Consider the following 19,683-nt stretch of genomic DNA (forward strand, 5'->3'; position numbering starts at 1 on the left):
TGCATTATGGGTGGTGTTCGGAAAGGCTTGGCAACGGGCAGGGACGCAGCCGCCCCGACCGGAAAACTCGTGGATCATGGCCGGCTGCCTCTCGGCGGCCGCGATGGGGGACGTTCGGAATGGACCGAACGGCCGAGCGCATCACCCATGCGCAGGCGCGTCGCGCCCTGATGGGCGACGCCGGTCTGGATATCGGGCGATCCCGCGCCGACGACCGGCGCGTCGATCCCGGCGCGGGCCTGGCTCTGCGCGGTATCGGCGGCGGCTTGCAGGCGATCGGTGGCGCAATCGAGATGACCGGCCTTGTGACCGGCGATATCGACGATCACGCAGGGCGACGCCCCGGGCGCTCCACCGATCCGGCGGGCCGGCTTCGGCTCGGCCTGACGATCGGCTTCGACGACAGCCGGAGTCAGAATGAGCATTGGCGCATTGTCAGTCTTTCGCTCGCCTTCTTGCCGGGCGGCAGCGCTCTGCGTGGGCAGCAAGGGGGCGAGAATGAAGGCAAGGCTGGCTGTGATAAGGGTGCGGATACGCGGAAAGGGAAAACGCGTATCCGCACAGGCCAGTGGACGATACCGCGTGCCGGGGAGTTGTGGCCGCGGTGCCTTGCCGGCATTGCTGCGCCGGATTGGGTTATGACCAGGCGCGCTCCGCGTGGCCCGGCTCCGCTCACCGAGGGAAGCGGTCGGAGCCGGGCGTCGATTCCCGTCTGCCTGTGCGATCTGGCGCAGACGGGTCGCGAGCATTAGGAGCGTTGCGGTGGACATCAGGATCGCGCCGCCCCTCAGAACCGCGTCATCAGGTCGATGAAGCCGCGATCGACGCTGAACGGCACGCCGGCGATTTCCTCGGCCGCCAGCCAGCGGAAGCCCAGGACCGTATCCTTGGCGATCGCGTAATTGCCACCGATCTGCCAGCCGCGATTGTTGGTGCCGCCGATGTGGAAATCGCTGTCGGCAAAGGCATCGACCACCGCGTCGCTCTCAAGGCGGCGGTAAGCGATATTGGCGTTCCAGTCGCCAGCCTTGGCCTGCCATGCGCCGGCGCCCGCGAGGTTCAGCAGGGACCCGACCGTCAGGCGCGCCTGCCAGCCGGTATCGCCGCCTTCATAGGGACCATCGACGGTCAACGTGCCGTTGGTGTTGTCCGGGTCGGGAATGGTGATCTGCGGCCCGAGATTATTGACCGCGCGCGCCATCAGCGTGGAACGATCCCAGCCGAGATTCTTGACGAAATCGCCTTCGAGGCGGACGCCGAAGCCGTTGGTCGGCCTGTATTCCACCTGACCCCGCACATGCAGAATCTCGAATTTCGACGCTAACCCGAAATACTGGTTGTTCGGCGACTGCGGAATATTGTTCGGATTGGGGATGACGTTTCGGATCGGGAACAGGGTGTTGCCGAACTGCTGGAACGCGGGACGGGTGATGTCGGTCGAGCAGACCAGTTCGTCCCAATAGCAGGGCTCGGAGACCTTGCCCGCGATATTATCGAAGTGGAAATAGCCGCCGGCGAGGCTCAGCGTGACCTGATCGCTCGGCTTGAACTCGATGCCCGCCTGCGCGGCGAACAGATATTTGTCCTCGCTCTTGAACGGGCGGCCGGTGCCGGTTTCTGCGCCCGTGTCGGGATCTCTTAAGGTGGGCGCGTTTTGCGTCCCGAAATTGAGATCGGTGTTGAACACCGGGAAGGCGCCCAGCGTGCCGAACAACCGCACGCCGTCCGAAACCGCGCCTGCCGCCGAGAGGGCGACGCCGTCAAAGTTCATGTCATTGTCGAAGATCAGGTCGCTCGACCAGAAGGGGTTGGCGAAGCGGCCAAGGTCGATCGCGACCCCCTCGACCGGCGCGAGCCGGATCGAGGCGCGGTCGAGCCACAGACCATAGTTGCTGGTGCCGTCGCCACCGAGCGTCTGGTTGGTGGAGATCGGCGAGCGGCCATTGCCGGTGGCGATCCGCAGGTCGGCAGTGATCCAGTCGGTGATCTGCGCCTTCAGCCCCAGACGCGCGCGCAGCTGGAAGCGCTGCCGGTCCTCCAGGCTGTTGATATAGGGCGGGCCGACATAATCGGGCGAGGCGTCATTGATGTTGAATGGGTTGCCCGCGTTGATCGCGCCATAATTGGGGAAAGCATCCAGATTGGCGTCGTCATAGCGCAGTGCCTCGCCGCGCACGCGCACATCGCCGTAAAGCTGGATGCGGCGGGTCCATTCCGGCGTCTCGCCGGGGCGCGACCAGCCCTCGGCTTGTGCCTGCTGGCCCAGCTCGCGCTTCAGGTCTTCCTTGATCTGTTCGCGCACGACCGGCGAGACATAGGTGACAGTCTGGGTGCCGTCGGCGGCTACGCCGGCCTGCGGCAGCGGTGCGGGCGCCGGAACTGCCTGTGCAGCCTGGACCTGCTGAACCGGAACGGTCGCCTTCTCGATCATCCGGTCGGCCTGGGCCTGGGTAATGATGCCTTCGGCGACAAGCTGCTCGACGAGCAGGCGCGGATCGACGGCGCTGTCCTGAGCGAGTGCCGGCGATGCGACGAGCGCGCCGCCGAATGCGCAGGCCATGAGCGCGGCCCGAAGCCGCCGTTTATGCGTGGTAAGACTGGTCATGTTGATCCCTTTTGAAAGAATGTAGGTCGCTTCGCCCATGCTCAGCTGCGGGCATCGAGCTGGATGCGCATCACCGGCAGACCGGCGGGCGGACGTCGCGAAAGCTGAAGGCCGGTCAGCACCGCGCGCAGCCGCGCGTTGCGCTTCTCGTCACCGCCATCGATGATGCGCACATCGGTGATGCGGCCATCGCTATCGACGCTGACGGCAAGCTGGACCGTATAGCGGCCGCGTGACAGTTCCCGGTCGGACTGCGCCGCCTGACGGATGCCGTTCAGCGCGACCGCCGCATAGGCCCGGAACGCGTCGCCGCCGCCGGGACGTCCGCCGATCCGGGTGCCGCCGCCATCGCCTGCGGCGAGGCCGTAGTTGGACGGCCCCGCACCTTCGCGGGCGGTCAGCGCGCTGTCGCCCTGAACCGGATCGTTGCTCGCGGCTTCGGGCGGTGGGGGAGTATCGAGCGGCTGCTCGATCGGCGGGGCGACCGTCGGTTCGGGCGGCTGTTCGACCGGCTTGGGTTCGGGCGGTGGCAGAGGTGGAGGCGGCGGCAGGATGACCTGCGTCGTCTTCATCTCGTTGGGCCGGTCGCTGACCGATTGCCAACTGAGCATGTTATAGATCACCGCGATCGCCATGGCGACGCCAATGGCCGCGATCACACGGCCGAAAGTGACCGGGGAACGCTTGCGGCGACCGCCCGGACCGCCCGCCATGAAGGTAGCGGCAGCCATCACAGACCTCCCAGCGACGCGTCGCGCTCTTGGTCGAAGCCCGCCAGCCACAGGCGAAGGCCTGTCCAGTCCGCGTCCCAGCCCGAGACGCTGACGCCATGCCGGAGCGCTTCGCGCCGAAGGTCGACGCCGGCCGTCATGGCGAGTCCGGGCTGTTGTCGGAGGGCGCCTGCGATGCCGCCGGAGCCGATGCGGCGGCAGGCATCTCCTCGATGGCCGTTGCCGGAGGGAGCACCAGCAGGATCGTGCCGATCAGCGCCAGCATCAGAGCGAGCAGGCGCCAGGCCCGACCGCTGCGCCGCCACCAGGGCTTGCGGAAGCTGTGCCGCGAACTGCGCACGACCGGTCTGCGGTCGATCATGCGGTCGAGAAGGCGGCGGATGGGGAGCATGATGCATCTGTCCCTCCCGGCTCACGCGCCACTCGGCGGTCGCGTGGACGCCATGCCGAGGCTCGGCACGCCGACCTTGGAGCACAGGTCGAGCACCTGCATGATGCGATCATACTGAACGGCGCGGTCGCCGCGCAGGATGACCGCCAGGTCGGGCGTGTTGGCGATCGACGTGCGCAGCTGGCTTTCCAGCTCGCTCATCGACACCGGGATGGCATCGATCGACACCGTGCCGTCATTGCTGACCGCGATCACCCGCGACTTTTGCGCTTCGAGCGCCTGGGCCGAGGAGGCGGACGGCAGGTCCACCTTGATCCCCTGCACGGCGGCGGTGGTCATCAGGATGAAGATGATCAGTAGCACCAGCACCACGTCGACGAACGGAGTGATGTTGATCTCGTTATAGGGCTTCTTCCTGCCCCCGACTTGCATGGCCATGGCGTGAGCCTCCTTCCTGTCCGGGGCTCAGGCCGCCTGGGCCGCGGCGGGAACGTCCTGCCACGTCTCGGCGATGCGCTTTTCCAGCTCGTCCACGAAGATGTCGTGATCGGCCTGGATCTCTTCGATGCGGGAAAGCAGATAGTTGTAGCCGAACAGCGCCGGGATCGCGACGGCAAGGCCGGCAACGGTGGCGAGCAGCGCGGCGGCAATACCCGGCGCAATCGCGTTGATATTGACCTCACCGACAGCAGCCACGGCCGCGAAGGTGATCATGACGCCGAGCACCGTGCCGAGCAGGCCGATGAAGGGGCCGCCGGAGATGGCGATGGTCAGGAGCACGAGCCGCGCGTTCAGCTTCTGGCCCTCACGCACCCGGCCGGCATCGAGCGCCGAGCGGATCGCGGCGATCGACTGGCCGCGCAGCGCGAAGCGGCTGCCCGTCGCCTTGCCTTCGTTCAGGCGCTCCGTCAGTTCGCGCCGGCCGATATTGTAGAGCCGGCCCAGCGTCGAATCCGCCGCCGTCGCGCCCGGATCGAAAGCGGGCAGCCCGTCATGGTCGCCGGAACGCCGCGAGATCTGGCGATAGGCGTCGAGAAAGGCCTCGTTCGCCTGCCGCACCCGGCCGATCAGCAATCCCTTGCTGATCATGATCGCAATAGATAGCGCGAGCATCAGCCCGCAAATGAGGATGACGACCCAGGCGTCGAAGGTCAGCGCCGAGAACAATATGCCCATATAGCCGTGACCGCCGCCGGTCTCGACCTGCTGCGCGGTGTCGGTGGTGATAAGGCGCGCATTCTGGCCTTCCGATGCGGCCGCCAACTGGAATGCGGACTGCGGCAGCGCCGCGCCCGCAACACGCAGTTCGTCGATCTCGCCGGCAAAGCCCTGGCCGAGAAGCGGCGCAGCGGTCGCAGGGGCAAGCGCGCCTGCGACTTCGCCGGCAGGCTGGCCGTTGATGAAGAGCAGGCTCTTGCCGCCGTCATTGACCAGCGCGACATTGGCCCAGCTATCCGCCGCCAGCGCCGCGCCGTTGCTGCGCGTGCCGTTCGCGTCGATGAAGAGCTGGCCGCCTTCGTTCACGAGGCTGATGCTGCCCGGCAGGTCGAAGATGGCGCCATCGCCACCCGGCTTGACCCAGAAGCTCAAGGACAGCGGGCCGCCGGAAAAAGCGGACGCGGGCAGCGTGACCGGGGTGGTGCCGTCCAGGACGAGACTCGATCCGATCAGGCCGCCCGCGTTCCGCGCCTCGCCGCCGCTGGCATTGTTGCCGTTGGCGGTTGCGTCCCGAGGGCTTCCTTGTTCGTTGAAATGATAAACCAGCCGGTAATCCGGCCCGAAGGTGCCCGCGACGTCCTGGCCAGCGCTTGCCGCTTCATTGCCGTAATAGGCATAGATGGCGCTCGCCTGGCCCGGCTGAAGACCCTGCACGTCGACCCAGACCAGCGCCTGTTCTTCGGCCGGGCTCCACTTCTCGACATGGAACTTGAGCGGCGTGCGATCGTCGCCCGCGACAAAGCGCAGGTCGGAGCCGTCGGCCTTCACATCCTTGAAGCTGAAATTGCCGCTGTGCAGGCGGATGAGCACCGGCGCACGCGCGACCTCGCCAGTGACGCCGGCGGCGTCGACATTGAGGTTGATCTTCGTGCGGTAGCTGAAATCGCTCTCCCACCAGGCATGAGCCGGTGCGGAAAAGGCGGTAAGGGCGGCAAGCGCGACGGCGCCCGCCACCGCGCCCTTACGGGCACGCTGGATGATCGACATTAAAATTCCCCCATGATGCGGAAGCGGACGAAGATGTCGCCGGATTCGGTTTCCGGCCCGGATGTCAGCGGAACGCCCACGTCGAGCGCGCCGGTGAGATGATTGAAGAGTTTGACGCGGCCACCGATGCCGGTGCTGACCAGATGCTGGTCGCGCGTTGCGCGCTGGCTGGGCAGCGGCAGGTGGATGCCCGAATAGCCGCTGTCGAGAAATGCGTGGAAGCGCAGTTCGTTGACGAGATCGGCGCTCAGCAGGCTCGCGAGGTCGGGCGTGCGCAGTTCCGTCTGGAGCGCAAACCCATAGTCGCCGATGGCCTCGGACTCATAATAGCCGCGCACCGAGGACATGCCGCCCAGGCTGAATCCTTCGTTCGAGATCAGCGGATCGGGCGACCACTGGCTGGTCAGCCGTGCATTGAGCTGGATGTCGCTGGCGGCGGTCTGGGTCGTTTCGGCGTCGAGCTTCAGCGCAATGAAGCTCTGGCGCGCCATGTAGCGCTTGGCGTCGAACCGCTCCCAGTTGTCGCCAAGACCACGGATACCGAAGGTGCCCGAGAAGGTAATGCTGCTGGTCGAGCGCTCGCCCATCCAGTCACCGCGCCATGACGCGATCAGCGGTGCATATTTGATCGGCGCCGAGGCCCGGTCGGAGCCGAGCAGCACGTCTTCTGAGAAATCCTTCCAGTCGATCCCCAGCGTCAGGCTGTGATAAAAGCCCTCGCTCGACCCCAGCGACTGGATCAGTCGCCCGCCGAACAGATAGCCCTTGCCGACCACGCTGGTGCCGCCGACCACCGCGATGTCGCTATCGGAATGGACGCCATAGAGCAGAAGCTGCGTGCCCTGGCCGAGCCGCATCAGATAATTGCCTGAAATTACCGTGCCGTCATCGGTGCGCTCGGGCGCGGTCTGGGCGGAGAGGCTTAAGGAGTCACCTCGACCCCACATATTGTCATAGCGGATCGTGGCCGAGGCGCGCAGGTCCGTGGTCGCCGACGAATGGAAATTGTTGAGTTCGGCGGAGGCGTGGAAAGGCGAGCTTTCCTCGACGTTCAGCACCACATCGAGCGTGCCCGGCGCTTCGCCGGCGCGCAGTTCGGGCGTCACCCGCCGCGTGGGATTGCTGTTGAGCGCCACGACATCGCGCTGAAAGTCCTGAAGATTGGGCGTCCGGCCCGGCGCGACCGAAGGCGCCAGCGCACGCACGGCATCCGCATTCTTCGTATCGCCTTGCACCAGCAACTGGCCGACCGCCTGCGGCTGCACTTCCAGTTGCAGCACGCCGCCATCCACCGACTGTTCGGGGATGAACACCGAGACGGCGACATAGCCCTGGTCCTCAAAGACCTTCTGCAGGGCAGCGCGGGCGCCCTCGACATCGGCCTCGCTCTTGCCCGGCCCCATGAACGGCAGGATTGCGCGCTCGACGTCATCCGGTTCAAGCAGTGTGTTGCCGCGCACCTGGAACGCCAGAATGTCGAAGCGTGCGCCGTCTGCCGACGTTGCGGGAGCGCTCGCATCCACGCCTGCGTCCTGCGCGAAGGCAGGCGAAGCGGCCAGCGCCATGAACAGTGCGAGCGCGGCATGGCTCGGCGCCTGTCGCCAGTGATTATTCTCGAACCTCAAAACCTTCACCCCCTGCCGGAAGCGCCGCCACGGCGCTGTGGCCGGACGGCGATCGGTCGCTGTCATCGCAAAGCTGGCGCACACTTCGAGTCGTGCTGCGATGCAGCGCCAGTTGTCGATTGAGGTCTTAGGAAGGGTGCAGGCCTAATCTCAAGCTGAAATGCCTACGCCTATGCGTTTCGTCTCGATTAGGGCGGGTAGTGTGTAAGTTGTGTTACAAATAGAAATGACTTATGGATTTCTGTAAGATACGATTCGAGTCATATGTAAGCGAGTTATGCTAACAGATACTTTATTATTATTTACAAGCAGCACAAATAGCGCCCTGATGTTTAATCAGGACGCTCAGGGTATCTCGGTTCCTCCCCAGCGGGAGGAGCTGCTAGCCGCGCGTTGCGCGAAAAGTCCGTGTGCGGGTCTGAGTCGGCGTTTCCCCAAATCGGCGTTGATAGGCCCGGCTCATTCCGACCGGCGTTCCGAAACCCACGGCCAGCGCGATCTCGCTGATCGAGCGGCTCTCATTCACGCTTTCGAGGCGCAAACGCACCCAGTCGACGCGAATGTCCTGAATGAGCTGAATGACGGTGAGGCCAAGGCAGGTCCGGAAGTTCCGGCGCAGTGTCCCAGCGGTGACGCCTGCGATCTGCCCCAGTGCGTGAATGGTCCAGGCCTGCTGCGGATGGGCGCGGATATGCTCAACCGCCCGCTGCACCGATCGCGCGACCGGAAACAGAGTTTCGGCCTCCGGGTCCGCCTGAAGCGTTGCGACCAGCCCTTCAAGCGTGCGCTTCTCAAGCAGCACGTCGTCGAAACTGGCGCGGGGTCCGGGGCCGGGTATGATCGCGCACGGCAGTTTGACGCCCAATTGTTCAATCGACCAGCGAAACAGATGATCGGCGGCGGCGAGCCGCCGAGGTTCGCCCGATGCGCGCGAAGCCTGCACCTGGATGTCCGCGCGAGGAATATGCAGGAAGAGCGCGCTCGACCCGGCATCCCAGGCCATCGACTTGCGCTCGCCCGCGGCGAGCAGCAAGGCGGACCCCGGTCCGAGAGGCTGGCGGCTTACGCTCTCCACTTCGACGAAGCCGCTCAGTGGCATCACAATGTGGACCATCGTATCGGTGGAGGCGAACGTCACGCTGCGTTGGCGGGGAAAAGCACGATAGTCGAATTCCAGCGATCCCAACTTGAATCGCTGGCGCTGGATGGCCGGGCGCACGGGATGCCGCGCGGGCAAGGTCTGCTGCCGCGCCTTCGGAGTGCGCGCGCAAACCGGGACATTCGTCCTGTTTTCCGCATCCTGCGCGTCTCGTCTTGTGGCCAAAATCGTGTTCATGGTCATGGTCCTCGACTGGAAGACCAATCTCGCGAAATCGAACGAAAGACTTTTTCGCCCGATGACATTTTTTTATCCGCGGCTCACTGCGACCCGCGCATCGGCTCGGTGTGCTGATCGACTTGTCACATAGACGCGATAAGTGCGCCCTAAGGGTCGATAATTTGAATGACGGAAAGGTGACAAAATCGCGATGAGTCGAGAACTCTCGACACGGCTGATGAGCGGTTTTCTCTCGCTTTCCCTGCACGCCGCGGCGGGTCTTGCCCTGTTGTGGGCGTGGGACGAGGGATTGTCGGTGCGCGACCAGGCTGGCGGCGACAAAGGATCAGTTCTCGTGGTCGAACTGATCCCGCTCGAACCCAATGACGGAATTGCGCGAGAAGACCGCGCACAACAGGGGGATGAACCCGCGGCCATGCCGGAGGAGCGGCCACCACTTGCACCGGCCGGGACCGGCAATGAGGAGCCAATGCCACGCGCCGCCGGCCCCGACTCAAATGCGGTCCAAGCCAGCGCCGCTGCACAGGGCGATGCCCAAGACCTTGCCGATCTGCCCAACGCCGATGTTGTCGCCTACCGCCGCCGCCTCGAGGCGCATCTGGCGCGCTACCGTATCTATCCGGCGCGTGCACAAGATGCCGGGCGAGAGGGCGTCGTTATGCTGCATTTTGTGATGTCGAAGGACGGCAGGGTGATCCAGGCCTGGGTCAGCGAGAGTTCCGGTGAGTCCGATATCGACCGGGAAGCCGTCGCCGCCGTCATGCGCGCGCAGCCGCTCCCCGCCTTTCCCCAGGGCTGGCCCGGCCAACTGAGCGTCATCCTTCCCGTGACCTTCAGGCTCGGATGAGGACGATTGCGCGATACGGGTTCATGTCAGTGCGAAGCTTGCGGCTTCCGGCCTTGCTGGCCGGGACGCTCTGCGCGCTTTGGCTCGTCTTCGCGCAATCCGCGTTCGCCCAGGCCGCAAACGCCATGGATGAGCGCCGCTATGATATCCCGGCGCAGCCGGTCGCGCAGGCGCTCGCGGAGTTTGCGACCGTGAGCGGCGTCAGCATCCTCTATCGCCAGAGTCTTGCCGGCGACCGCCATTCGACCCCGCTCGAAGGCATCTATGCCGCCCCCGCCGGCCTGCGCCACTTGCTGCAAGGAACCGGGCTGTCCGCCCGCTTTACCGGCCCCAATTCCGCGGTCATCTTCGTTGAAGGCCAGCAGCCGCCGCCCATTGCTCCTGTCCCTGGGACGGCCGCAGGTCTGACTGCGCTTCGTCTCGATATGGCGGAAGTGCGGGCGCCGCGTACCATCGGTGGAACGGATACAGGCGCCTTCAGCCGCTACGCACGGCGCGTCCAGGCTGAAATTTTCGAGCGTCTGAAGCGCGATGGCGCCTATGAAGGACGGAGTTTCAACATCGAGATCGCGGTGCGCGTCGATTCCGCAGGCAGGATCGATGATGTCGCCTTTCTGCGCGGCAGCGCGGAACCCGATTGGGACACGCGCGTGCGAGACATATTGGTCGGGGCGCATCTAAGCAGCCCGCCACCCGCCGGGTTCAACCGTTCCATGCGTTTCGAAGTCGAGACCGATCGGCACGCCAGCCGCAATGCGCCACGCCGAGGGAGATCACGGCCATGAGCGCGACGCGGTCCAGCCTGAAAACCTCGCTTGCGACGCACTATACGCAGCTTCGCGACCGCCTCGCGTCCCGACTCGGTTCGCAGGATCTGGCCGGCGAAGCGCTGCACGAGACCTGGATCAAGCTCAGCGAGTTGAACGATGACGCTCCGGTCTCCGACCCGGACGCCTATATCTATCGCGCCGCGATCAACATGGCGGTGACTATGGCGGCCCGGCACCGCCGGGTTCTCGGCAGCCAGGATATCGAAGACATATTGAAGATCGCCGACGATGCGCCGGGCCCCGAGCGGATCGCCATCGCGCGGAGCGAGCTCGCCCATGTCTGGAAGGTGCTGGGCGATCTGACACCCCGCCAGCGCCATGTGTTCATCGAGAGCTTCACCGGCACGATGAGCCATGACGAGCTGGCAAACCATTATGGCGTCAGCGTCAGGCTGATCCAGATGGACCTACGCAGCGCAATTTTGCACTGCGCGCGACGCACAAGGCGAAAAAATCCTTTCGCTCAGCGGGCCTCTCGCGTGTCTACCCGATAAGGAGGATTGGAAGTTTGAGGATGTCAGCCGCGCGCGAGCCGCGCCAACAGGCCAGAAAATGCGGATGACGGATCGCGAGATCCAGGATGATGACGCCGACGAGCTGCTCGTCGAGGCGGCGGATTGGCTTGTGTGCCTGACGTCAGGCACGGCAACGCAAGAGGATGCCGCCCGGCTCGAGGCCTGGCGCGCGACCAGTCCGGCTCATGAAGCGGCCTTCCGCGAGATCGCAGGGGTCCACCGATACGCGGCGGTGGCGAAACAGCACAAGAAGCCGGCGATGGTCAGCCGGCGGGCGGTGCTGGCGGGCGGAACCACCGCGGCGCTCGGCGCAATGATGTTCGGCATCGCCCGGCCGCCCTTGGGGTTATGGCCATCCTTCGCGGAACTCACCGCCGACCATCGCACAGCAGTCGGCGAGCGCTACGCCTTCGCCCCGATACAGGGCGTTAACGTCGAGATGAACTCGCGCACGGCCCTGTCGCTGATCGACAGCGTTGCAAAGGGTGCTCATGGCGTCAGCCTCGTGACCGGCGAGGCTTATGTGACGGCTGCCCAACTCGGAGAGCCATTTCGCGTCAAGGCGGGGAGCCTTGTCGTCGCCACTCGCGCAGCCGAGTTCAATGTCCAAAGCCTTGAAGGCGGCGTGCGCGTCGCCTGCGTGTCGGGCCAGGTGGAATGCAGCGGCACCGGTCGCCCGATCACGCTTCGCGCCAACGAACAGATATTTGTCACGGTTGACGGCGCGATCCAGCGTAGCGCGATCGATGGCGGCAAGGCGACAGCCTGGCGGCGCGGCCTGCTGATCTTCGAGGGCACGCCCCTCGGCAATGTGGTCGATCAGATCAATCTTTACCGCTCTGGCCGGATCGTTCTCGCCAATGCATCACTCCGCACCTTGCCGGTCAATGCTGTCTTTCACACCGACCGGATCGAGGAAGCCGTGCCGCAGATCGAGCTGCTTCTGGGCCTACGCGCCCGCGATCTGGCCGGCGGGGTAGTGGTGATGAGCTGACACGGTAAAATATTTCAGATTAATGACAAAATCTGTTTCGTTCGGAACAGCCGGCACGGGTCTTCCAAGGAGGAGGAAGCAAAGACGACGAACGGGGTATGGCCGCTAAGGGCCTGCTTCCCAACGTCCATCTTCCTCCTAGGGAGGTTGCCCGTGCCGCTTGAGACCAAACAATTGCGCTATGCCGTGCTTGCCGCGGAGACGAAGAGCTTTTCGAGGGCCGCGGCATTGCTGCGGATCAAACAGGCGACCCTCAGCCGCAATGTGCTGAATCTGGAACATCGCCTGGGCGTGAAGCTGTTCGAACGCCGGACACGCGGCGCGATCCTCACGCCCGAAGGGATGCCGATCATCGACACAGCCCGGCGAATATTGACCGAGGTTGACAATCTCAAGGATCGCGCGCGGGCGATGCGCAATGGCGACGCAGGCGAACTCACCATCGGCTTTTGCAGTTCGCTCACAGCAGGCGACCTGCGCTTCGCCATTGTCGAGTTTCAGCGCCGGTTCCCCAACGTGCGGTTGAACGGGGTCGAGCGCGACCGGGGCTTTCTCCACCATGCGCTCCACGCCGGGGTGATCGATTTGGCCGTCGTGACCGGCGATCTCGTCGACCCGGAGGTCAAGCGACGCTCGCTCTGGTCCGAGCGGGTGCTGGTGGCTTTGCCGGAACACCATCCGCTTGCCGAGGTCGAGCGGGTTCATTGGCACGATCTTCGCCGCCAGACCTTTGTGCTGGGAACCCAGGACCCCGGCCCTGATCTGATGAGGCTGCTGCGCGCCCGTCTCGCGGAACCTGGATATGAGCCCGATATCGAAGTGCAGGATATCAGCCGGGAGAATGTTGTCGCGATGGTTTCGGCGGGCAGGTTCCTGACCCTTGTGTCGGAATCGGCGCTCGGCTTCCATCATCCCGGTAGTGTCTTTCGCGAGGTGCATGAGCCGACCGGTCAGGCGCGCATCGACTATGGCTGCTATTGGCGCAGCGACGACAGCAGCCCGGCGCTACGCCGTTTTCTCGGCCTTATCCGCGAGCGCTATCCCGACACCTGATCCAGACGCTCAACCAGGGGCGTGCCCCCTGACAGTATCGAAGGAGTGACCATCATGAACGGCAAGACAATCTTCATCGCCATCGCCGCGCTGGTGATCGGCTTTGGATCGGGTTTTGTGCTGCGCCCGGTCATTGTTCCGCTCGACGTTACGCCAGGCGCCAGTCACGGAGCGGGACTAGCCGCGCCCCTCGGCGAAGGGCGCGGCACGCAATATTTCGAAGCCCATCTCGAAGAGGCCCGCGAGGTCGTCGCACAATGCGCTGTTGGCGCGGTGCGTGGCCAGGAATGCGCCAATGCCGAGGTTGCGATCGTCGAGGCCGAAGGCAAGGAGCGGTTCGACGCCTTCATGGGGCGATAGGCATCCGCCTTGCTCAGTGGTTCGCCACAGGTGGCCGTTGCTCCCTGTCAGCGACCAGAAGATAGCTGGTGCTACGCCCGCCTGCGCTCATGTCCTTTTCCAAAATGCCGCGATGGACGAGGTCATTAATGTCTCGCAGCGCTGTGTCCGACGCCGTCTTCGTCAGCGCAGCCCATTTGGCATTGGTGAGTTTGCCGTCAAATCCATCGAGCAACCGGTTGATGACTTTGCGCTGCCTGTCATTCAGCGGCATTTGCGTAACGCTTTCCCAGAAGCGCGCTTTTCGCATCACGCTGGCAAGCGTTGTTTCCGCGCCATCGAAGGCTCGATCAAGACAGGCAATGAACCAGGTCAGCCATGGCGTGACGTCAAGTGGGCCTTTCTGGGTCGTCTCGAACATATTGTAATAGTCTTTACGCTCAGCCCTGATCTGCGCCGACATGCTGTAGAACCGCTGGGGCGTCCCATCCCCTCTCGCGAGCGCAAGGTCGGCAATCGCCCGAGCAATGCGTCCATTGCCATCATCGAATGGATGAATGGTCACGAACCACAAGTGAGCCAAGCCGGCCTTGATTACGGGATCAATTGACGCGGCCTCGAACCAGGCGAGAAATCGGTCCATTTCTTCGCCGAGCCGTTCCGCTGCCGGCGCCTCATAATGAACCCGCTCGCGCCCAATCGAGCCGGAGACCACCTGCATCGGACCATCCTCCCCGGTCCGCCATGCACCCACCGTAATCCGGGATATCCCACTACGCCCCGTGGGGAACAATGCAGCGTGCCACCCATGGAGCCGCTCCGCGGTCAATAGCGTTCCGGCGTTCTGTGTCGCATCAAGCATCATTTCGACGATGCCCTCGACATGGCGATCCGCCTCGATCAGACCCCCAATGTCCATGCCGAGCCGGCGGGCAATGGAGGATCGGACCTGCTCGCGATCGAGATGCTCGCCTTCGATCTCGCTGGATTTGATCACATCTTCGGTCAGCGTCCGCAAAACGGCTTCTTCCCGAAGGGGAAATCCGAGCGCCTCCATATATCCGATCAGGCGTCCCTGACGGTGGCGTACCTTGGCCAGGGCTTCGGTCAGCGCCTCGCCCCGCCAGGTCATATCTGGCCAGCCTTCACGTTGATGGATATAGACCATATTCGCCGCATCCTCTGCGGGGATAATAACTGCCATTCACCGCAAAATGCAATTGTTATTCACCGCATCATATGCAGCGCTAATCCAGTTTAATCCCCGCACAGGCGTTACGCCGGACCTGATGGCGCGGACTGACGCCGGGCCTTAGCGAACGCCCGGTCCGTCGCCATGAACCGCTCCAGCATCGGCGCGATCAGGCGCGCGGGCGCGACAGGCTGGGCGCCGTCACCCGCCAGCACGCGGCCATAGGCTTCAAGGTCGCGGTGGACCGACGCCGGCAGTTCGATGGTGAGTCGCACGGGCTTATCCTGAGCAAGATCGCCAAGTTTGAGTTTGGTCATCGTGTCGGTCTCCAGGGGGCCAGTACGAGGTCGCGGCTGATCAGCACGCGGACCGGATAGCCGGGCCGCACGGTTAGCGTGGGCTGGATGTTGAGCTGGCGGCGGACGATCTCCTGACCCGCCTGATTGAGCGTGTTTTGCCCGCCGTCCCGGATGGCGCGGGCGATATCGTCCTCGGAATCGGTCCCCAGTTCGGCGCCGATGCTCAGCAGCGTCGAAAGACCGGCGGCGCGCAAGATGCCGCCCCAATGTTCATCGACCCGGTCCTCCAGCCCGGCATAGCCGGCAGGGTCGCCGGCAGGCTGGCGGTCGAGGGTGATCGATCGTCCATCAGGCAGGATCAGGCGGTTCCAGACCAGCAGCACGCGGCGCTGCCCGAAAGCGACGTCCGCATCATAGTCGCCGATGAGTCGGGAACCTTGCGGAATGAGCAGGATGCGGCCTGTCGGGCTGTCATAGACGCTTTGCGTCACCTGGGCTGTGACCTGGCCGGGAAGATCGGAGCTGATGCCGGTAATGAGCGCGGCCGCGATCACGCTGCCCGCCTGCACGACATATGGTGAGATCGGCCCTGCCAACTGACCGCTGTTGATCGTGCGGCTTTCGGGTGACCGCTCCATGAATTCACGCTTTGCCCGCTGCATATTGGGACCGTCCGGAGCTTCTGGAGCGGCGGGCACGGCAGCTCCCAGCGCCGCGAGATCGAGACCGGGCGCCGCGCCACCGGCGGCGCTCACCGTTGCCGGGCTTGCAGCTTGGCCACCCAGGAACAGCCGGCTCGCAAGGGCGGCCTCACGTTCCTGCGCCGCACGCTGCGCCGCCAGTTCCTCCGGCGTCATTGCCTGCGTGCCGCCGGGTGGCGACGCGGTGGGATCGACCACCGCGTCGCCCTGCTGGGCAGCAAGGATCGGACCGCCGAGATCGCCGGGAAGCGGTGCGCCGAGCGGCGGCACGCCAGGCGGCAACTGGCTATAGTCGCTCGGCGCGGTTGCAACCTGCTCGGTCACAGCGCGGCTATCGGTGTTGTAGAGTTCCTCAGGTGCGGCCTTGTCCCGGCTCTGGAGCGCGAAAGTGAGCGCACCGCCGACCGCCAGCGCGCCAACAGCGCCGAGCGTCGCCATGGCTTTGCGCGAGAGACGCATCACGCGCGGCGGCTCACCGCGCAGCTTGAACCCCGTTGGGTCCGCCAAGGTTTCCGGCCCCTCAAGCGGTGCTGCATCCTCCCGTCCGTCCAGCCCGCTATCGGGCTCATGGCCGCCATCGGCCTCCGCCGCCTCCGGCGCGTGCAGCGCTGACGCGCCTTCCTCCCGTTCCGGTTCATCGACCGCGGAGCGCCGGTTCTCGTCGCTGCTCATCGCGGGTTCCTGCGCTCGGTCCGCCCATCATTGCGGACGATGCGGACACGCTGTTGCCGCTCGCCCCCAAGGCGGAGTTCAGCGGCGGCGAAGAGGCGATCGACAATGATATGACGTTCGGCGACACGGTAATTGACCAGTTCACCGCCGCCTTCGGGTCCGATCACGAACAGGGGCGGCATCTCGCCCTGCGCGATGCCGGTGGGAAACTCGATGAACACCTGCGCCCCATCATCGAACGCGCGCAGCGGCCGCCAGGGCGCGTCGTCGCCTTCGATACGGTAACGGAAATTGAGCCGGGCGACGTCGACGCCGGTGGCGACGGGCGCCGCTCCGGCGGCCCGGCTGTTCTGCCCGCGCAGCGCGATCAGCCGGTCGTGTGGATAGGCCCATGAGACCGAAGCCATCCATGTCGCGCGGGTGGCGCGCAGTTCGACATGGTAGGTTCGCCGGTCGGTATTGATGACCAGATTGGTCGCGAGGTCGGGCCGGGTCGGCTTGACGAGGATATGGACCCGTGCCGATGCGCCGGACCCGCTCACCGTGTCGCCGATGATCCAGCGCACCGTATCACCGGCAGCGACCGGTCCCGGTCCCACGAGCTGCTCGCCGTCCTGCAAGGCGATATCGGTTACTTGTCCGGGCGCTGTATAGACCTGATAGAGTGCGCCGTCCGACCAGGGATAGACCTGGATCGCATTGATGAAGCCGTCGCGCACCGGCTGCATCCGCGCCGCGGCATTGGCCTGATTGACGCGGGCCGATGGATCGCCGGCTTCGGGCGCGGGCGTGCGATCGCCAACCGGCTTCAACTGGCCCGGCAGGGGCAATGGTTCGGGGATGGTGACGATTTCAACGGGCGCGGCTGCTGCGGGCGTCTCGATCGCGGCGATCGCCGGCGCATCGTCATAGCGTATCGCGGGCGGTTTCGCGGAACTGGTGGCGCAGGCGCCGAGCGTGGACGCGGAAATCAGCAAGGCCGGAAATGCGTAGATACGCAAAGGCGCATGGCGGTGTGCTGGGGACAGGGTCATTGGCCAAGCTCCTTCGACCAGTTGATTGCGTTGACGTAGATGCCGAGGGGATTCTTCCGCAGCCGCTCGGGATCGCGGGGCGGCTGCACGGTGATGGTGAGGATGGCCGACCAGCGCTCGGTGGCGGCGAGGCTGCCATCCTGAAAGCGGCGCTCGACCCAGGCGACCCGGAAACTGTCGGGCGAAGCCCGGATGACGCTGGAAATTTCCGTGGCGATCTGGATGCGATCAACATTGGCGAAGGGATCGTTCGTTCGCGCATAATCATTGAGCGCCATGGCGCCGCGGTCGGTCGTGAAGTCATAGGCGCGTAGCCAGTTCTCGCGCACGATCACCGGATCGGCGGGGGTGCCGCGGACCTGCTCGATAAACCGCGCGAGATGAAACGCGATCTGCGGGTCGCTCGGCCGATAATCGGCATTGGCCGGAGCGACCGTCTGGGCCTGGCCGAGCTTATCGACCTCGACGATCCACGGCGTGATCGTGCCCCGCGCGCCCTGCCAGACGAGACCGCCCGCGAGCCCTGCCGAGACGGCGAGGCAGCCAAAGGCGATCAGCCGCCAGTTGCGGGCCTGGATGCGCGCCGAACCGATGCGGTCATCCCAGACCTGGGCGGCGCGCTGATAGGGTGTTTCCGGTTCGGCGGCTTTGCCATAGCGGATGGAGGGTCGCTTGAACATGAGCGGTCAATCCCTTTCCTTGATGTCAGGCGACATGCCGCCGCCACCGCGATCTCCCGATCGCACCGCGTGACTGACGGAGGACATGCCGCGTTGCAGATTCTGCTCGCGTCGGAGCGATCGCGCCCAATCGGGCGCGGACCGTGCGCCGGACGCGGCAGAGGCGGTCGATGCTCCCGCGGCTGACGAAGCAGCGCTTCCCGAAGTGCTTCCACCCGTGACGGACAATCCCGCGCGCGCTCCGGATCGGAAGCTGGATTTGACGGCATCGCCTGCCTTGGCGGCAGCATTTCTGATCGGCGCTGCGACGGCTTTCGCTGCTCCGCCGGCCGCCTGCTGGCCTACGGCGGACAGCCCGCCTGCGACCGCTCCCGCGCCGCTCTTTCCGTGGGAGCCGAGACTATAGCTGCTGGCGGCGGCGCCTGCGGCAAAGGAACCGCCGCGTACTGCTGCGCCGCCGGCCTTCATACCGCCGCCAATGGCCGAGGCCGCGCCGCCTGCCGCCATCCGCGCGCCCATTGCGCCGCCCACTGCGAGACCACCCGCCGCAAGCACCGTTCCGACCGCTGCGCCAGCGCCAAGCTGCGGCGCACCCGAGACGAGTCCGGTCGCAATGCCCGGACCGAAGATCGCAAGACCAAGCAGCGCCAGTGCCGCGAGCGCGACCGACATGGCCTGTTCGGCGCTCGGCATTTCACCGAAGGCGCTTTCGAATTGCGCGAAAAGGCCAGTCCCGATGCCGATGATGACGGCCAGCACCAGCACCTTGATGCCGGAGGCGACGACATTGCCCAGCACCTTCTCGGCGAGGAATGCCGTCTTGTTGAACAGAGCGAAGGGCAGCAGGACAAATCCCGCCAATGTGGTCAGTTTGAACTCGATCAGCGTCACGAAGAGCTGGACGCTCATGATGAAGAAGGCGATCAGGATGATAACCCAGGCGATGAGCAGGATGGCAATCTGAACGAAGTTGGTGAACAGGCCGACTGGCCCGGTCAGCTCGCCCGCGGATTCGAGCAGCGGTTCGCCGGCATTGAAGCCTGCCGCCGCGACGCTTCCCGGCCGCATGAACTCTGAGAGGCTGATCCCGGCGCCACTGGCCTTGAGGCCGAGGCCCGCGAAGCTTTCGAAGATAATTCCGGCCAGCGCTGAAAAATTGCTGATGATGAAGGCGAAGAAGCCGACATAGAGCACCTTCTTCACGAGGCGGTGCATCACGTCTTCGTCCGCGCCCCAGGCCCAGAAGAGTCCGGCAAGCGTGATATCGATGATAATGAGCGTGGTGGTGAGGAACGCGACCTCGCCGCCGAGCAGCCCGAAGCCGGAATCGATATAGCTGTTGAAGGTATCGAGGAAATTATTGATGACGCCGGTATCGTTCATGGCCGTTGATCCTCGCGGCCCAGAAACCGGCGGCGATGCTCCTCCCATGCGGCGTCGCAGCCGGAATCGGGCATAGTGATCGTTCGGCAGCGGGCGAGTTCGTCGCGCAGCCCGTCGCTGGACGCCGGCACTGCGGCCGGCGTTAGCGGTGCGGCCTGCTTGCGCTCATCGACGGCAATCGCGATCGCGGTCGCCATCAATATGCCCCCGGCAAGGGCGACCCCGGCTATTCTGGCGCTGCGGCTCAT

At 64.9% G+C, this 19,683-nt stretch carries 22 protein-coding genes; 7 read left to right on the forward strand and 15 right to left on the reverse strand.

What is annotated here, in order from left to right:
* Positions 1-119: 119 nt before the first annotated feature.
* The gene (locus ATN00_RS11955; RefSeq protein ID WP_062064863.1) at positions 120-752 is read left to right on the forward strand and encodes a hypothetical protein; all 633 of its coding nucleotides are present in this window, start codon (positions 120-122) and stop codon (positions 750-752) included.
* A gap of 35 nt (positions 753-787) precedes the next feature.
* Here ATN00_RS11955 and ATN00_RS11960 read toward each other — a convergent pair whose 3' ends face one another.
* The 8 genes from ATN00_RS11960 to ATN00_RS11990 form a co-directional block, all read right to left on the reverse strand.
* Positions 788-2,605 carry a putative porin gene (locus tag ATN00_RS11960; protein WP_062068725.1) on the reverse strand — a complete coding sequence of 606 codons (1,818 nt, stop codon included), beginning with the start codon at positions 2,603-2,605 and terminating at the stop codon, positions 788-790.
* A gap of 41 nt (positions 2,606-2,646) precedes the next feature.
* Positions 2,647-3,336 (reverse strand): hypothetical protein, encoded by a 690-nt coding sequence (locus ATN00_RS11965; RefSeq protein WP_062064865.1) that lies wholly within the window; start codon positions 3,334-3,336, stop codon positions 2,647-2,649.
* On the reverse strand, positions 3,336-3,476 hold the full coding sequence (locus ATN00_RS23435; protein ID WP_156415274.1) for a hypothetical protein: 141 nt from the start codon (positions 3,474-3,476) through the stop codon (positions 3,336-3,338). The genes ATN00_RS11965 and ATN00_RS23435 overlap by 1 nt, the downstream gene beginning before the upstream one ends.
* A complete protein-coding gene (locus ATN00_RS11970) occupies positions 3,473-3,727 on the reverse strand; it encodes a hypothetical protein (protein ID WP_062064866.1) in 255 nt (84 codons plus the stop codon). The genes ATN00_RS23435 and ATN00_RS11970 overlap by 4 nt, the downstream gene beginning before the upstream one ends.
* 21 nt (positions 3,728-3,748) lie before the next feature.
* A complete protein-coding gene (locus ATN00_RS11975) occupies positions 3,749-4,165 on the reverse strand; it encodes an ExbD/TolR family protein (RefSeq protein ID WP_082635192.1) in 417 nt (138 codons plus the stop codon).
* A 27-nt stretch (positions 4,166-4,192) separates the two neighbouring features.
* Entirely contained in the window at positions 4,193-5,932 is a 1,740-nt protein-coding gene (locus tag ATN00_RS11980; protein WP_062064868.1) for a DUF2341 domain-containing protein, read from the reverse strand.
* On the reverse strand, positions 5,932-7,623 hold the full coding sequence (locus ATN00_RS11985; RefSeq protein ID WP_231746269.1) for a ShlB/FhaC/HecB family hemolysin secretion/activation protein: 1,692 nt from the start codon (positions 7,621-7,623) through the stop codon (positions 5,932-5,934). The genes ATN00_RS11980 and ATN00_RS11985 overlap by 1 nt, the downstream gene beginning before the upstream one ends.
* A gap of 316 nt (positions 7,624-7,939) precedes the next feature.
* The gene (locus ATN00_RS11990; RefSeq protein WP_197413590.1) at positions 7,940-8,893 is read right to left on the reverse strand and encodes a helix-turn-helix domain-containing protein; all 954 of its coding nucleotides are present in this window, start codon (positions 8,891-8,893) and stop codon (positions 7,940-7,942) included.
* Positions 8,894-9,086: 193 nt separating this feature from the next.
* Between ATN00_RS11990 and ATN00_RS12000 the strand changes: the two genes are divergently transcribed.
* From ATN00_RS12000 to ATN00_RS12025, 6 genes are all read left to right on the forward strand, one after another.
* Positions 9,087-9,743, forward strand: coding sequence for an energy transducer TonB (locus tag ATN00_RS12000; protein WP_082635194.1), 657 nt, complete (start codon positions 9,087-9,089; stop codon positions 9,741-9,743).
* 23 nt (positions 9,744-9,766) lie between these two features.
* On the forward strand, positions 9,767-10,528 hold the full coding sequence (locus ATN00_RS12005; protein WP_197413591.1) for an STN domain-containing protein: 762 nt from the start codon (positions 9,767-9,769) through the stop codon (positions 10,526-10,528).
* Complete coding sequence (locus ATN00_RS12010) at positions 10,525-11,067, forward strand: sigma-70 family RNA polymerase sigma factor (RefSeq protein WP_062064878.1); 543 nt, start codon at positions 10,525-10,527, stop codon at positions 11,065-11,067. The genes ATN00_RS12005 and ATN00_RS12010 overlap by 4 nt, the downstream gene beginning before the upstream one ends.
* 64 nt (positions 11,068-11,131) lie before the next feature.
* Positions 11,132-12,082 carry a FecR family protein gene (locus ATN00_RS12015; protein ID WP_062064880.1) on the forward strand — a complete coding sequence of 317 codons (951 nt, stop codon included), beginning with the start codon at positions 11,132-11,134 and terminating at the stop codon, positions 12,080-12,082.
* Between the two features lie 153 nt (positions 12,083-12,235).
* A complete protein-coding gene (locus ATN00_RS12020; protein ID WP_062064882.1) occupies positions 12,236-13,135 on the forward strand; it encodes a LysR family transcriptional regulator in 900 nt (299 codons plus the stop codon).
* 54 nt (positions 13,136-13,189) lie between these two features.
* On the forward strand, positions 13,190-13,495 hold the full coding sequence (locus ATN00_RS12025; RefSeq protein ID WP_062064884.1) for an EexN family lipoprotein: 306 nt from the start codon (positions 13,190-13,192) through the stop codon (positions 13,493-13,495).
* Positions 13,496-13,508: 13 nt separating this feature from the next.
* Here ATN00_RS12025 and ATN00_RS12030 read toward each other — a convergent pair whose 3' ends face one another.
* The 7 genes from ATN00_RS12030 to trbK-alt all read right to left on the reverse strand — a co-directional run bounded on the left by ATN00_RS12030 (position 13,509) and on the right by trbK-alt (position 19,683).
* Positions 13,509-14,642, reverse strand: coding sequence for a Fic family protein (locus ATN00_RS12030; RefSeq protein ID WP_062064886.1), 1,134 nt, complete (start codon positions 14,640-14,642; stop codon positions 13,509-13,511).
* Between the two features lie 107 nt (positions 14,643-14,749).
* Positions 14,750-14,983, reverse strand: a complete 234-nt coding sequence (locus ATN00_RS12035) for a DUF2274 domain-containing protein (RefSeq protein ID WP_062064888.1) — start codon at positions 14,981-14,983, stop codon at positions 14,750-14,752.
* Positions 14,980-16,218 carry a TraB/TrbI/VirB10 family type IV secretion system protein gene (locus ATN00_RS12040; RefSeq protein WP_062068731.1) on the reverse strand — a complete coding sequence of 413 codons (1,239 nt, stop codon included), beginning with the start codon at positions 16,216-16,218 and terminating at the stop codon, positions 14,980-14,982. Before ATN00_RS12040 ends, ATN00_RS12035 begins: the two co-directional genes overlap by 4 nt.
* A 116-nt stretch (positions 16,219-16,334) precedes the next feature.
* Positions 16,335-17,372 carry a P-type conjugative transfer protein TrbG gene (gene trbG, locus ATN00_RS12045; protein WP_062064890.1) on the reverse strand — a complete coding sequence of 346 codons (1,038 nt, stop codon included), beginning with the start codon at positions 17,370-17,372 and terminating at the stop codon, positions 16,335-16,337.
* Entirely contained in the window at positions 17,369-18,052 is a 684-nt protein-coding gene (trbF, locus tag ATN00_RS12050; protein ID WP_062064892.1) for a conjugal transfer protein TrbF, read from the reverse strand. The genes trbG and trbF overlap by 4 nt, the downstream gene beginning before the upstream one ends.
* A 6-nt stretch (positions 18,053-18,058) precedes the next feature.
* Positions 18,059-19,435, reverse strand: a complete 1,377-nt coding sequence (gene trbL / locus ATN00_RS12055) for a P-type conjugative transfer protein TrbL (protein ID WP_062064894.1) — start codon at positions 19,433-19,435, stop codon at positions 18,059-18,061.
* Positions 19,432-19,683 (reverse strand): putative entry exclusion protein TrbK-alt, encoded by a 252-nt coding sequence (gene trbK-alt / locus ATN00_RS12060; protein WP_062064896.1) that lies wholly within the window; start codon positions 19,681-19,683, stop codon positions 19,432-19,434. Before trbK-alt ends, trbL begins: the two co-directional genes overlap by 4 nt.

The organism is Sphingobium baderi (assembly GCF_001456115.1).
Classification (GTDB): Bacteria; Pseudomonadota; Alphaproteobacteria; order Sphingomonadales; family Sphingomonadaceae; genus Sphingobium; species Sphingobium baderi_A.